The following is a 14,683-nucleotide window of genomic DNA, read 5'->3' on the forward strand; positions in this document are numbered from 1 at the left end:
CCCCTGTAAAATACAGAGAATTAGCAGCCTAGAACATAGTGTTTTTATTAAGTTCCCATTTTAAGGGTTCAGTGCCATTTTCAAGGTCCTTTTTTAATTATTGTTCTGCTTTTTCAGCATTGCGTCTATTTTTACGTTTTTCTAAAATATCAGATTCATAGTCTTTTTGTTGATATTCAATATATTCTTTTAGTCGATGTTTATTTGGTTGTAACGTTAAACCGAGGAACTTACGTTCTTGGTTAGCATCTTTATAGAAACTAATCATCATCAATATAACTACAAAGGAGAATGGTAATGCACTAATAATTGCAGCACTTTGAAGCGCACCTAAAGCTTCTGCACCATTTCCTCCACCTGCTAATATTAAAATAAAAGCAATAAGTGATTGAGCAATACCCCAAGTTACTTTAACCACATTAGATGGTTCTAATGAGCCATATGATGTTTGCATACCTAATACAAATGTTGCTGAATCGGCTGATGTGATAAAGAATGAACCGATTAATACAAGTGCAACAAGTGATAATACTATTCCTAAAGGTAAATGATTAAATACACCAAAGAGTTGAGTTTCTGCTGACATCTTGAATAGCTCAGGGTGTTTTTTACCAGTTTCAATACCTAATACGCCAAATACACTGAACCATAAGAAACTTACTAAAGCTGGAACAAGTAATACACCTGAAATAAATTCGCGAATTGAACGTCCTTTAGATACACGGGCAATAAATACACCTACGAATGGACTCCAACTTAGCCACCAACCCCAATAATAAAGTGTCCATGATGACATCCATTCTCTTTTTTGGGGATTTAGAGCTGCTGTATCAAAACTATTAAATAAGAATGTATTAAACAAGCTACCAATTGAACTTGTAAACATATTTAAAATTAAAACAGTTGGTCCTACGATTAAAGCAACAATCATTAATATTGTACCTAATCCAATATTTGCATTACTTAGATATTGGATACCTTTACTTAAACCAGACCAAGCACTTGCAATGAATAGAATTGTTACTACAACGATGATGATAGATTGTACCCAAACATTATTAGGCACGCCGAATAAATAGTTTAAACCACCGTTAATTTGTAGTGCTCCCATACCTAATGATACCGCTACACCAACGACAGTGGCGAATACAGATAATACATCTATTATAGTACCAATTGGACCTTCTACTTTATTTCCAAGTAATGGACGTAATGTTCTAGAAATTAGTCCAGGTTCTCCTTTTCTAAATTGAGCATAGGCCAAAGCAAGTGCTACGACACCATAAACTGCCCAAGCATGAAAGCCCCAATGGAAAAAAGTAGAACGAAGTGACTCAGTAAAAGCTTGAGTTGTCTTCGGATCTGCTGTAGGAGGCGCTGCAAAATGAGACATTGGTTCTGCTGCACCATAGAATACTAAACCGATTCCCATACCAGCACTAAAGAGCATAGCAAACCAAGAAAGTGTGTTAAATTCTGGCTTGTCCTCTGGTTTACCCAATTTCAATTTTCCAATCGGACTAAAAATTAAAAAGATACAAAAGAACACAATAATTGTAGTTAGTATCAAATAATACCAACCAAGTTTATCAGTAATCCATCCACTTATTGAACTAGTAATTGAATTGAATTGTTCTGGAAGAAAAGCCCCAATTATTACAATAATCGCTACAATAATAGAACTATAGATAAATACTGAGGAAAACTTCTTTCCTTTTTTACTTGTTTCAGAAGAAGAATTCATAACTAATAATAACTCCCTTCACTCTATTAAATTTTTACAGAACAGAAAAAATAATCAATTATATATAATTTATAATTAATTTATTTTTCAAAAAGCTACTTTATAGGATAACAAACGTTCTATTTTTAATCAAATTTCATTAATTTAAATATTTACTAATTTATTTATTTTTTGTATAATATATTTTATAATTTTTAAATATGAAGGAGAATATTATGCTGAAAGAGTTTAAAGAATTTGCATTTAAAGGAAATGTTTTAGATTTAGCGATTGCTGTAGTCATGGGAGCTGCATTTAATAAAATCGTATCATCTTTAGTTACTTATATTATTATGCCATTAATAGGTAAACTCTTTGGTTCAGTAGATTTTGCTAAAGAGTGGCAACTCTGGGGTATTAAATACGGTCTCTTTATTCAATCAATCATTGATTTTATTATCGTCGCTTTTGCATTATTTATTTTCGTTAAAATTGCGAATACAATTATGAGAAAAGAAGAACCAGAAGAAGAAATCGATACAAATACAGTATTACTTACAGAAATTCGTGATCTTTTAAAAAACAAATAACTAAAACTATAAAATGAGAGGCTGGGACATAAAGTTTCTGGATAAGTGGAAAAAGACAATTTCTATTGAATAATATAGAAATTGTCTTTTTTATAATTTTTTTGATTATTTTCAGCTCGTCGAGCTGCTACTTTTCTTATATTAAGTGCCATTAATACAAATCCTAGTTCTCTTTTGGCTTTATTTATCCCTCGAACGGACATTCGAGTGAAACCCAAAATAGCCTTCATAAATCCAAAAACAGGCTCCACATCAATTTTTCTTTGACTGTAGATGGTTTTTGTTTTTGGTTCTGAAAGCTTTTTATTAATTTGGGCTTTAAAATATTCCCAATTATAATTTTTCATTATTTTTTTATTCGTTTTTGAATTGAATTTCATGCATTGGTGTTTCAGAAGACATTCTGAACAATCATCACATTCATATAATTTGAAGTCTCTCTTAAATCCATATTTATCATGACGATAGGCATATCTTTTAAAACCCAATCGCTTAATAGTTGGGTTTGCTACCATAATCTTCGTCAGCTACAATATATTCAGGTAAATGACCGTAGATCTTTTGAATTGAATTTAAAAATGGTAGCATCGTTCTTGTATCAGTCGGATTTTGATACACACTATAAGATAAAATAAATTGAGAATTTGTCGCTATTTGTAAATGATATCCTGGTTTGAGTTGTCAATTTTTCATATGATCTTCTTTCATTCTCATAAATGTAGCATCATGGTCTGTTTTAGAATAACTATTTCTATCCTTTAAAATAGATTTTGGGACGTCGTATTTATGCTTTCGCCCAGAGTAATCATTAATTTGCTTTTTGTATTGTTTAATTTTAGTTCTTTTGAGCCGTATTTGTTTTCTTATTTTAGTACATTTTTCATTATCGATATGTTGATTTAAATCTTCGATTTCTTTATCCAAATGACTACCAATCAAATCTATTTCTTCTTTTTTACATATAAATACAAAATATTTTGGCGAGACTCTTGTGGGAATAGGACAAGCTAATGACTACAGGCTGAAGCTATCCCCTAAGGAAGCGTGCCAACAATACGTAGTATTGTAAATAAAGACGCCAGTAAATGAATTTATAATACACTCATTTACTGGCTATTTTGCTAGAAATTATGTTCTAGCCTCATTTTTAATATATTGGCAATCGATGATTGAATTGAAAATGTACTTATACCAATCTTTTTTCAATTCTATGGTGTCCTTAGTAAAGAGAATTTTATAGAGAAAATCTACGTTCAACACAAGATAGAGTCGGACAATGAATTTAAAATGACTTTTATTAAACTGCCTTAATTATTATTTCCATTTAAATTTTGTGGAGCTTTGATATTGATTGGTATTTACTTCGAGTATTAATGGGATTCGTTGTTTTAATTCACTCACATGAGAGATAATACCCACCATACGTCCAGAAATTTTTAAATTTAATAATGTATCAAGAGAGGTTTCTAGAGTTTCTTGATCAAGTGTTCCAAATCCTTCATCAATAAACATTGATTCTAACGTAATTCCCCCAGATTCTTGTTGTACGACTTCACTTAATCCTAATGCTAAAGCAAGTGATGCCTGAAACGTTTCGCCTCCAGATAGTGAACTAATATGTCTTGACTTATTAGAATATAAATCAAATACCTCGATTTCTAATCCACTATATCCTTGTGATACTGATTCACTTCGTTTAAGCTGATATCTTCGACCGCTCATTATATCTAATCTAATATTCGCTTGATATATAATTCTTTCTAAATAATAAATTAATACATAGTTTTCAAGGGATAATTTTTGTTGATTCTTTCCTGATAAAACTTCAGATAAATTAAAAATTTGTTGTTGTTCTTTCAATTCTTCATCTAAATAGTGAATATGTTCTTCAATTTTTTCAAATTTTTCATCATTCTTCTTAATTTTATATTGTATTGAGGCAACGTCATTAACACACTGATTATATTTTTCTTCGATATGTTTTTTTTGTATTTCAAGATTAGTTATATTTTCAAGCTTTTTTTCACTTGTGAGATGCGTTAAACGTTCAATTTCAACACTATATTTATGTTGTTGCTTATCAAAGTGATTAATTCTTTTTTCAATCTCTTCTTTATCTTGAAGTTCATGCTTCATTTTTTTAATTTCATCTTCGTTTTTTAAACCTAATCGTTTCATTTCTTTTTGAAATGTTGTTGTAAAATAATCTAATTCTTTTTGTAGTTCTTTACTTGTGACTAAATAGTTATCAATATTATTTTTTTCTAAAGTTAGAGTATTTTGATATGATTGCATATTTTTTTTACTATCATCCACGTGTTGATAATACTCATCAACCTCTTTTTGAAGACTAAGGTAATTCGTTTTAAAAGTTTCAATATTTGAATAACCTGTCCCCTTTTCAAAATCTTGAATTAAAGTTCGATTCTGATGTTTTTGAGAAGCTAATTTCTCAACTTTGAGTTCTTGTTGATGCTTTTGTTGTTGTAATGTATTAAATTTTTGTTTTAATTTATCTAATTCTTCTAATTGTTCTTGTAAGTGTACTTTTTTAGACTTTGCATATTGTAGTTTTTCTTTGAGTTGATCAAAATCAATCTTTTTATATACTATCTCACCTAAATCAGATATTTGTCGAGAGAGCAATTCACATGTTGTTTCAATTTTACTTAAATGATGTTTTTTTTCATTAATTTCATTAGAGAGATTACTAAGCAATTGTTGATTTTGATTAATTGTTTCAAAATCAATATGCTGATTTAAAGATTCAATTTCATTTCCACATATTGGACATGTATCACCAATATGTAACGCTGATTGTATTTCTGTAATAAAGGTTTGTTTATCATTTAAGTCAATATTTTGTTTATCAATTGTTTCTAACTGATAATTAAGTGTTTCAATATCTTCTTTTAAATTTTGCACCTCTTCTGAATGTCGATGATATTGTTCTTTTAATGAAACTTGCTTTTCATAATTATTTTTTAAAACCTGTTGTTCATCTAATTGCTTTTGTAATTGATATATTTTTTCAGTAAGCACATCAATAGCTTTATTATCCACTTTATAACTATCAATGGATTTACTCATTTTATGTTCTTTATCAATCAATTTCTCTTGCTCTTTCATCATTTCATTATAGTTATGAATAATATGTTCTTGCTCTTTAAACGCTTGTTGATATTTATTCAAATAATTATAAAAGGGCTTCGATTGTTCTAAACTCTCACTTTTTAAATGATATGAATCACTCATCTTGTCTAATTGTTTACTTTCTTCTTCCAGCATGTTTATTTTATTATTTAATTGCAATATTTTATTTTCAGTTTCTATTATTTTGGTTTTTATTGTTTGATATTTTTCTTCTTTAAAGCGTTGTTGATCATATAAATTAAACAGCATGCTAGCATCATTTAATTGATTTAATTTTACTTTTAATGCACTTATGTCCTCAATTTGTTCATCTAACTGATGTTTTAATTGATGATATTCTTTCAATTCACTCAGTTGTTGTTCTAACGTTTTATTTAAATCAATACGTTTTGTTATAGAAAGCAATTGTTCGTTTTGTTCATTTTTTAGATGCAGTCTTTTTTCTTCGATTTGATGACCTATTGCTCTAAAGTCTGGAATAGTCTGTATTAATTCTTGAGTTTTCATATGGTGAATTTGTTTAAATTGAATTAATTGCTCATCATCAAATGCTTCGATATCTTCCCATAGTAATTTTATTTGATTGTATCTTTTTTCAATTTGTTTTTTCTCTTCTTTCACTTCATTTTGGAGAAGTTTTTGAATTTCTTCAAAACGTATACTATTAAATAAAGTTCTTAATATCCCCTGTTTATCCGTACTTTTAGATACTAAGAATTTTTTAAATTCACCTTGCGGAAGAATAAATAGCTGTCTAAATTGTTCAGCATTAACTCCTAGTAATGATTTAATATATTGATTTCCAGCGCTAATTTTACTTTCTCTTAATTCGTATGTATTACTTTCAGAATCATATTCATACACGTCTAGTTTCCCAGGTGTCTGACTAGTATTTCCTTCTTTAGTAAAAGCACCTTGGCGAAAAATTTTGAAATATTTTTCATTGAGTTGAAACTCATATTGAACCCACATAGGAGATTTCGCTTCTGCAAAATGACTTCTTAATTCCGCTTCACTTCTGCCTTCTGTAGAAGCTTTTCCAAATAATGAAAATACAATTGCATCAAATATCATGGTTTTTCCTGAACCTGTTTTACCACTAATTAAAAAAAGTTGATCATCTTTAATTTGAGTAAAATCAATAGTCTCATGTAAAAATGGGCCAAAATTATTTAATGTTAATTTTACCGGTTTCATTTTAGTCCTCCTTGTTCAATACCAAATTTATTAGTGTATTCATTTTTTCTTCTTGATACTTTGTCATCTCATTATCTGTAATCATCTTATAAAATTGTTTAATAATGGTTTGGTCGTCTTGTCGTTGTATTTGTGCCTGATGCAAAGACCCCTCTTTTTCAAAAGTTATATTGCTAAGCGCAAGAGTATTTGTGAATATTTGTTTTAAATGGATCATTGGATCACTAATATGCGACATATTTTTAAGTTTAAAATGTATATAATTATCTTTATTTTTAGGTTGAATATGTCCTTGAATCACTTCATTATATTCTCCCTCAACCACTTCAAGCTCTCTTAAAGGTTTAAGTTGAACAAACGTTGTTGATAGGTCATTTTTATCTTTAATTATCAAGCGCTTATACCCCTTAGGCTGGTTTACTTCTGAAAATGAATACTGTAATAATGAACCAGAATAATCAATGATATCATCTTTAATACTAAATGGATGATGCAAATGTCCTAATAACACTTTATCAAACACTTTAAAGCAAGATTTAGTAACACTTTCAACAGTTCCAATTGTTAAAGGTCTTTCTGAATCCGACGTTTTCCCCCCATTTATTGTTAAATGACCAATTAAAATATTTATTTTTTCTTCATTCAAATTTTTTGCTATATAATCAATACATTTTTCCGTTGCTTGTTGATAGGTTTGAATAGATGAATCTTCAAAAAATTCTTTTACTTCACTGATAGTAGCAAACGGAAGTACATAGAAATGCACATCATCAAATACAATAGGCTGATTCATATCTTTTAACTTCGTACGAATAAAAAGTTTTGAATGTTCAAACCATGTAGCACCATAATTTAACCGTTCTTTACCATCGTGATTACCATTAGAAATAATAGTAGGGATATTCATATCTATATTAATAGTACGAATAGTATTTTCAAAAAGATGAATTGTTTCTTTACTTGGATAAGTTGTATCGTAAATATCACCAGAAATCACAACTACATCTGGTCGTTCATTTTTTAAACATTGAATAAATTTGGCTAAAATAAATGATTGATCTTCAAGAAATTGTTTTCCATTAAGTATCTTTCCTAAGTGCCAATCTCCAGTATGTATAATCTTCATAAAATTCCCCTTACTTTTTTAAGAAATATAATTAATTTTCAAAAAAGAGCGAGATTGAATTCCCAATGAACTCATATACTCGCTCTAAATTTCAATTCAATTTAATATCAAAATGTTAATATATTCTATTTATTTTTAGATAACCCAATACTTTAAATCTCAATTATGAAACTAGAGATTTTTTAACTTTTTTATATTTATATAACATGGCTAAACGCCAAGGCACAATCATACTAAACGCCAATAAAAAGAACATACCACCAATTTCTCCTGGATCAATAGAACTACTAATAAATATTTTTATGATTGTTCTAATAATTAAAAGAGAAATTAAAATGATTGGAAATGCTTTTGATCGTTTCATATATATCTCAGTACCTTGAACTTCAAAATGACTTGTCCAAATCAACACTGATGAAAATACTACACCTAAAATAATAGATTCTAATATTTCAAATCCCGTTAATCTAAAATATGGGATGACATACATCAATGCCCCTGTTGACATAAAAATAGGCGGTAAAATGATTTTCTTTTCATTTACAGGGAATTTTTGTGCTTTCATACGAATAACTATAACAGCAATCCCCATAAACAATGCAAATACTATCGAAAAAACTAAATATGCCAAGTTTACACCTTCTTATATTCACAAAACTAAAATTTTAATATTATTATAATCCTTAAATACCCCAACTAAAAATGTTTTACAACAAAAACAAAGGATTGTAAACCCTCATGGCATACAATCCTTTAATAACTATTATTTTTTTGAACTCTTCATGTTTTGATCCATGTTTTTGTTCATCATCGTCATCATTTGATTGATTTTCTTTTGAGACGGTTTTTGTCCCATTTGCATCATCATCATACGTAACATTTCTTCATTGATAGGTGGGTTTTTTTTCAAATAGTCCATCATATATTTTCTTGCTAAGAAGAAACCACCAACTAGTCCGATGATTAGTGCTACAATGATTAATAAAATTGCTAACCAAGTTGCCATTGTTTCACCCACTTTCTATATCCTACTGAATTTTACTAAATAACTATCTTGATTTCAAGAGTTAGTTTTAGAATAAAATCACTTATCTTTTATATTAACAAACTGTTTAGTACGAATACTAATATTTGTAAACAACTTCATATAAAGTGATATTTACATAATAAAAAAGAGTAGGTAAGAATCCTCATTTTGAATTCATTTCCTACTCCCTCTACGTTGACTAAATCATGATATTAAAAAGTACGTATTTGATTTAAAATATTTTCTTTAGTAAAGCCATATTTTTCAACAACTAAGTCTCCAGGTGCACTGGCACCAAAACCATCAATTCCAATGACTTTACCTTCAGTTCCTACATATTTATGCCAGCCTAGTGGTGAAGCCATTTCAATTGCAACACGTTTAGTCAATTCTTTTGGAATAATTGATTCTTTATACTCGTCTGATTGTTGTTCAAAAGCGAACCAGTTTGGCATAGAAACTACTCTTACACCTTTACCTTGTTTATCTAAATCTTTTGCTGCTTCAATCGCTAAGCTTACTTCTGAACCCGTTGCTAACAATAGGTATTCAGGTTTAGTTTCAGTTTCAAATACAACATATGCACCTTTACGAACACCTTTTTCAACAGTTTCTTCGTCTACATCTAAATAAGGAAGATTTTGACGAGTTAGAACTAAAGATGTTGGAGTTTGTTCAGATTCTAATGCAACTTCCCACGCTACTCTTGTTTCATTACCATCTGCTGGACGAATTACGTTCATATTTGGAATAGCTCTTAGCCCTGCTAACTGTTCAATAGGTTCGTGCGTTGGACCATCTTCACCTACAGCTATTGAATCATGCGTGAAGATAAATGTTGCATTCAATCCCATAATTGCAGATAAACGTAATGCTGGTTTTAAGTAATCACTAAACACAAAGAATGTAGCAGCGTAAGGATGTAGGCCACCATGTGCTGCCATACCATTTACTGCTGCACCCATAGCAAATTCTCTTACACCAAACCAAATATTCTTACCTTCTGGCGTATTAGAATTGTAATCTTTAGCTTCTTTAACATTTGATTTATTAGATCCTGCTAAATCTGCAGAACCACCAAAGAATGAAGGAACAGATTTGCTAATTGCTTGAATAATTCCTCCAGAATCCGCACGTGTAGCTGCATTATGATCACTGCCGAATTTCGGTAAATCATCTTTATAATTTTTAGGTAATTTACCACTAATTGCTAATTTAAATTCTTCAGCTAATTCTGGATATTTTTCTGCATAAGTTTCTAATTTTTCTTTCCACTCATCCTCATGCTCATTTGCACGTTTTAACATTGTTGTTTGGAAAATTTCATATACTTCTTCTGGAACATTGAAACGTTTTTCTGGATCTAATCCATATGCTTCAAATGTAAGTTCTCTTTCATCCGCACCAAGTGGAGATCCGTGAACACCATTTGTACCACTAACGTTTGGCGCACCATAACCGATGATTGTTTTAACTTCAATCATAGTAGGACCATTTTGTTGTTTAGCTTTAGTAATAGCATTATCAATTTCTTCTAAATTGTTACCATCTTTTACTAAAATATGGTTCCATCCGTAACTTTCAAAACGTTGTTTTACATCTTCAGAGAAAGCTTTGTTAAGTTCACCATCAAGTGAAATATCATTTGAGTCGTATAAGACAATAAGTTTATCTAATTGATTATGACCAGCAAATGAAGCTGCTTCATGGGAAATACCTTCCATTAAATCTCCATCTGAAGCTAACACGTAAGTATAGTGATCTACAACTTTAATGTCATCTTTATTAAATTTGCCACCTAAATGAGTTTCAGCTAAAGCCATTCCTACAGACATAGCAAATCCTTGTCCTAATGGGCCTGTTGTGACTTCAACACCATCAGTATGACGGAACTCAGGATGACCAGGTGTTTTAGAACCCCATTGTCTGAATTGTTTTAATTCCTCTAATTCTAAGCTTCCAGAAACATGTAATAAACTGTAAAGTAAAGCAGAGCCATGACCTGCAGATAAAATAAATCTATCTCTGTTAAAGTAGTCTTTAGATTGTGGATTAAAGTTTAAATGGCGAGTCCAAAGTGTGTAGGCCATTGGTGCAGCTCCCATAGGCAGACCAGGATGACCCGAATTTGCTTCTTCAATCGCATCAATACTTAGTGCACGAATCGTATCAATAGCTAATTGATCTTTTTCATTAAACATCTTACATACTTCCCTTCTAGTATTAATCATCTTTTTTATATTATAACTTAAAAATATAGTAAATGATAAGATTATAATTTTAATGATTAAAATATAGTTAACTATTGATTATGCTTTTTACTTTCTTGGATTTTTTTGAGTTTCTCCGGCGTTACATCATTGCCTTCTGGATCAATAACTTTTGTGCTTTCAATTTGTTGTTTGAAACCTTTTCTAAAAGAATCTAAATATTGTTTACGTAACTTAGATTGCTCTTTTGCCTCAGCTTCTGTTAGACCTTGTTCTTTTTTCTTCTTAGCTAATTCATTAATTCTATCTATATTCAAATTATTTTCAGACATATAATCACTCTTCCTATTTTAAATTTATTAACATCAATTACCTTATTAAATAAAACTAAATAAGAGATAAAAATATCAAATATGAATCATTTCTCTCATTCTAAAATAAAGTACTTTTAATATAATAGTTTATATTCCCATTTCTTAAAATCTTTAACTTCTTTTCACCTTATTATTATTTCTAGTTATTGAAAAATACATCTGGATATTCAATTATACCTGACTCTATTTTTAATGCATTTTCTTTTAATTCAATAGCCATTAAAAACTCATCTGGCACTTCAAACGGAGCTTTAAGCTCCCATTTAGATGCTTTTTTAAATCCAAATTTAGGATAATAATTTGAATGTCCCATTACAATTACTGATCCAAAATTTAACGACCTTGCTTTATCTAAAGCAGTTGTTATTAAACGTTTACCTACACCTCTATTTTGATACTCCGGTAAAACAGACACAGGCGCCAAAGCTAATGATGCTTTTTTATTTTCATTATTGATAATAAAAATTTTAGACAACAATATATGACCTATGATTTTTCCATTATATAGCGCAACTAATGATAAATCAGGAATAAATGCATCTGAATTTCTCAAATTTGCAACTAAACTATGTTCATCTTGATCACTATATGGTTCATTTTCAAATGCTTTTTTTACAATTTGCTCAGTAAACTGATAATCTTCTTTTGTTTCTTTTCTAATTATAAAATTCACTATCTCACCTTATCATTTTAAATTTAATGACTAAATAGTATTAACATGAACTATTCAAATCATTTTTATAAAAGCTAAAGATTATTCATTCATAGTCATATAATCTACTTTCTACTATTTTAACATGTCCACCATATTCAACTTAAATATTGACTTGTTCTTTATGATAAAGAAAACAAACTATTATGCTATTATTTTTTAGTTTACACATTTATCAGCTAATCATTGTAAATTCAAAGATATTAGAATGCTAAGACATCATCTAAAATATGTAAGTATATTATTATAATAAAATACCGCAAATTTTACTAAAATCCACGGTATTTTCATATATTTTAATTTTCTAATGTTGATTAAAAACAAAAACTGATAATCCTCAAACTTTATTTAACTAATGCGAACACTTTATAGTCTGTTTGTTCTGTATTATCTTGAACGTCGTTCTTATTATTCTCATTTAAAATCGCTTTTTTCGGGATAGTATGATCAGTGATTTCGTACGTGTGTTCCATATGAGCGTTCTGATATAAATTTATGAAAAACACCAAAAAAACGATGCAAGATACTACTAGAACAGTTATATTTGTAATGATATTACTAGTATGATTACGAAACATTTAACTACACCCCTAGAACATTTGTTTGTATATAAAGTTTAACAGAACGGATGTTCTTAGTCAAGACTATTGCGAACAAATGTTTGTTTAAAAATTTAAAAAATGCTATACTATATTAAAATAAATCTAGGGAGTGCCTATATATGAGAGAATTAACAAAAAGACAAAGTGAGATTTATGACTATATTAAACATGTTGTTCAAACAAAGGGCTATCCGCCAAGTGTAAGAGAAATTGGTGAAGCAGTTGGTCTTGCTTCAAGTTCAACAGTTCACGGTCATTTATCTAGACTAGAAGAAAAAGGTTATATAAGAAGAGATCCTACTAAGCCTAGAGCAATTGAAATTGTTAGTGATCAAAATAATGACATGACTAGAGAAGAAACTATTTATGTTCCTGTTATCGGTAAAGTTACAGCCGGAGTTCCAATTACCGCAGTCGAAAATATAGAAGAATACTTTCCATTACCAGAACATTTAACGTCTACACATAATAGTGATGTATTCATTTTAAATGTTATTGGCGAAAGTATGATTGAAGCAGGTATCTTAGATGGTGATAAAGTTATTGTTAGAAGCCAAACTATTGCTGAAAATGGAGATATTATCGTAGCAATGACTGAAGATGATGAAGCTACTGTAAAACGCTTTTTCAAAGAAAAAAATCGATATCGTTTACAACCAGAAAATAGTGCTATGAGTCCTATATATTTAGATAATGTAACAGTTATCGGTAAAGTCATTGGTCTATATAGAGAATTGTAGTTTATATCTTTTTCGTTACGTTAAAATCTCTTATATATGTTTAATATATAAAAAACTAGAAGCGCATAGCCGCTTCTAGTTTTATTTTTTATTTAAAATCTCTTTTACTTTATCAAGTATGTCTTTTTTCTTATTTTTCTTTGTAGGCATAATATCAACTTCCTTGCAAAAAGAAAATACCCCTATATACTATAAATCAAACATTATCCTGTGTAGTTTTCTGTCCAAAATGGTTGTCGATGATTATTAAAATCTACACCTACACCTAATGTATTAACGTGCGTATTTAAAATATTTTCCCGGTGTCCTAGAGAATTCATAAGTCCTTCGTGAGCATAAATACTACTTTGTTGACCATAAGCTAAATTTTCGGCAGCAGTATTAAATTGAATACCATCACGTTTCATTCTATCGAAAGGTGAATGACCATTTAAATCAGTATGATCAAAATAATTATTTTTAACCATATCTTCACTATGTTTTCTTGCAGTATTAGATATTTTTTTAGAATAATCCAATGTATTTAATCCGTGTTGTTTTCTTTCTGCATTAACTAAATCAAAATTTTGATATTCAAAGCTTTTTTCTAGCGTTGTAGATGGTGCACCATATTGCTTTTGTAATCGATTTTCCATTGATTCACTCACTTGCAATAAAGCTGTTAAGTTATTTTGATTATGTTTATCGTAAAATACTGTTGTATAAATATTATCTTTATAAAAAATATCATATTCATTATTTTTTACAACAAAACGATAACGTCCTTTTGCAATTTTATCTACTGGTTTACCAAGACGCTGTTCGACCACCCTTTTAGGAGTATTGTATTTGATTTTAGATTTTGAAGTTATAATATTTTGATTACTAAACAAAGCAGTTACTTTATTATTAATGTAACTTACCATTAAGAAATTTTGATAATCATTATTATAATAAGTATACCATTTTGTACCATATTCATTTGAAGTCACTCTTTTGGGTCGTCCTATCTTACTTTCTACTTCTTTTTGAGACATATTTAATTGAATATTATTAACTGCAAATTCTTGTTTGTTTGGAACCTTAAGTAGGTTATTTTTAGAACTTGTGTCCTCATTCATTAAATATTCTATTTTGTCTCTTACATTATTTTGCAAATTAATAAAAAATTGAGTTTCTTCCATAGGTTTTATAAAGATAAATAACAAAAATATTGCAGTAAATAAAAGAAACTTTTTAATAACATTCAC

The 14,683-nt window shown here is 29.3% G+C and carries 12 protein-coding genes and 1 pseudogene; 2 read left to right on the forward strand and 11 right to left on the reverse strand.

The genetic code is table 11. The features are described from left to right. Positions 1–97: 97 nt before the first annotated feature. Complete coding sequence (locus AC2FB1_RS05995) at positions 98–1,744, reverse strand: glycine betaine uptake BCCT transporter (RefSeq protein WP_490674376.1); 1,647 nt, start codon at positions 1,742–1,744, stop codon at positions 98–100. 215 nt (positions 1,745–1,959) lie between these two features. Here AC2FB1_RS05995 and mscL point away from each other — a divergent pair, with 215 nt between their 5' ends. After that, complete coding sequence (gene mscL / locus AC2FB1_RS06000) at positions 1,960–2,313, forward strand: large conductance mechanosensitive channel protein MscL (RefSeq protein WP_490674377.1); 354 nt, start codon at positions 1,960–1,962, stop codon at positions 2,311–2,313. A 6-nt stretch (positions 2,314–2,319) separates the two neighbouring features. Here mscL and AC2FB1_RS06005 read toward each other — a convergent pair. The 9 genes and pseudogenes from AC2FB1_RS06005 to sosA form a co-directional block, all read right to left on the reverse strand. Beyond that, positions 2,320–3,267: pseudogene (locus AC2FB1_RS06005) on the reverse strand (transposase); the annotation flags it as partial. Positions 3,268–3,627: 360 nt separating this feature from the next. Further along, the gene (gene sbcC / locus AC2FB1_RS06010; protein WP_490674378.1) at positions 3,628–6,663 is read right to left on the reverse strand and encodes an exonuclease subunit SbcC; all 3,036 of its coding nucleotides are present in this window, start codon (positions 6,661–6,663) and stop codon (positions 3,628–3,630) included. Position 6,664: 1 nt separating this feature from the next. Then, positions 6,665–7,789, reverse strand: coding sequence for an exonuclease subunit SbcD (gene sbcD, locus AC2FB1_RS06015; RefSeq protein WP_490674379.1), 1,125 nt, complete (start codon positions 7,787–7,789; stop codon positions 6,665–6,667). Between the two features lie 163 nt (positions 7,790–7,952). Beyond that, a complete protein-coding gene (locus AC2FB1_RS06020) occupies positions 7,953–8,420 on the reverse strand; it encodes a CcdC family protein (protein ID WP_490674380.1) in 468 nt (155 codons plus the stop codon). Between the two features lie 132 nt (positions 8,421–8,552). Continuing rightward, positions 8,553–8,795, reverse strand: a complete 243-nt coding sequence (locus AC2FB1_RS06025; RefSeq protein WP_037541068.1) for a YneF family protein — start codon at positions 8,793–8,795, stop codon at positions 8,553–8,555. 233 nt (positions 8,796–9,028) lie between these two features. Then, positions 9,029–11,017 (reverse strand): transketolase, encoded by a 1,989-nt coding sequence (gene tkt, locus AC2FB1_RS06030; RefSeq protein ID WP_490674381.1) that lies wholly within the window; start codon positions 11,015–11,017, stop codon positions 9,029–9,031. Between the two features lie 101 nt (positions 11,018–11,118). Then, positions 11,119–11,358 (reverse strand): DUF896 domain-containing protein, encoded by a 240-nt coding sequence (locus tag AC2FB1_RS06035; RefSeq protein WP_490674382.1) that lies wholly within the window; start codon positions 11,356–11,358, stop codon positions 11,119–11,121. 181 nt (positions 11,359–11,539) lie between these two features. Continuing rightward, on the reverse strand, positions 11,540–12,073 hold the full coding sequence (locus AC2FB1_RS06040; protein WP_490674383.1) for a GNAT family N-acetyltransferase: 534 nt from the start codon (positions 12,071–12,073) through the stop codon (positions 11,540–11,542). Positions 12,074–12,456: 383 nt separating this feature from the next. After that, positions 12,457–12,690: a DNA damage-induced cell division inhibitor SosA gene (gene sosA / locus AC2FB1_RS06045; protein WP_490674384.1), complete on the reverse strand. Its 234-nt coding sequence runs from the start codon at positions 12,688–12,690 to the stop codon at positions 12,457–12,459. 143 nt (positions 12,691–12,833) lie between these two features. Here sosA and lexA point away from each other — a divergent pair, with 143 nt between their 5' ends. Beyond that, the gene (gene lexA, locus AC2FB1_RS06050; protein WP_490674385.1) at positions 12,834–13,454 is read left to right on the forward strand and encodes a transcriptional repressor LexA; all 621 of its coding nucleotides are present in this window, start codon (positions 12,834–12,836) and stop codon (positions 13,452–13,454) included. A 203-nt stretch (positions 13,455–13,657) separates the two neighbouring features. Here the strand turns inward: lexA and AC2FB1_RS06055 are convergent, their stop codons facing one another. After that, a complete protein-coding gene (locus AC2FB1_RS06055) occupies positions 13,658–14,683 on the reverse strand; it encodes a CAP domain-containing protein (protein WP_490674386.1) in 1,026 nt (341 codons plus the stop codon).

Source organism: Staphylococcus sp. CoH_129_LAB_1 (genome assembly GCF_058191515.1).

Coding starts and splice junctions, on each gene's coding strand:
- AC2FB1_RS05995 (WP_490674376.1), bottom strand. CDS start 1,744: ATGAATTCTTCTTCTGAAACAAGTAAAAAAGGAAAGAAGTTTTCCTCA.
- AC2FB1_RS06025 (WP_037541068.1), bottom strand. CDS start 8,795: ATGGCAACTTGGTTAGCAATTTTATTAATCATTGTAGCACTAATCATC.
- tkt (WP_490674381.1), bottom strand. CDS start 11,017: ATGTTTAATGAAAAAGATCAATTAGCTATTGATACGATTCGTGCACTA.
- sbcD (WP_490674379.1), bottom strand. CDS start 7,789: ATGAAGATTATACATACTGGAGATTGGCACTTAGGAAAGATACTTAAT.
- mscL (WP_490674377.1), top strand. CDS start 1,960: ATGCTGAAAGAGTTTAAAGAATTTGCATTTAAAGGAAATGTTTTAGAT.
- sosA (WP_490674384.1), bottom strand. CDS start 12,690: ATGTTTCGTAATCATACTAGTAATATCATTACAAATATAACTGTTCTA.
- lexA (WP_490674385.1), top strand. CDS start 12,834: ATGAGAGAATTAACAAAAAGACAAAGTGAGATTTATGACTATATTAAA.
- AC2FB1_RS06035 (WP_490674382.1), bottom strand. CDS start 11,358: ATGTCTGAAAATAATTTGAATATAGATAGAATTAATGAATTAGCTAAG.
- sbcC (WP_490674378.1), bottom strand. CDS start 6,663: ATGAAACCGGTAAAATTAACATTAAATAATTTTGGCCCATTTTTACAT.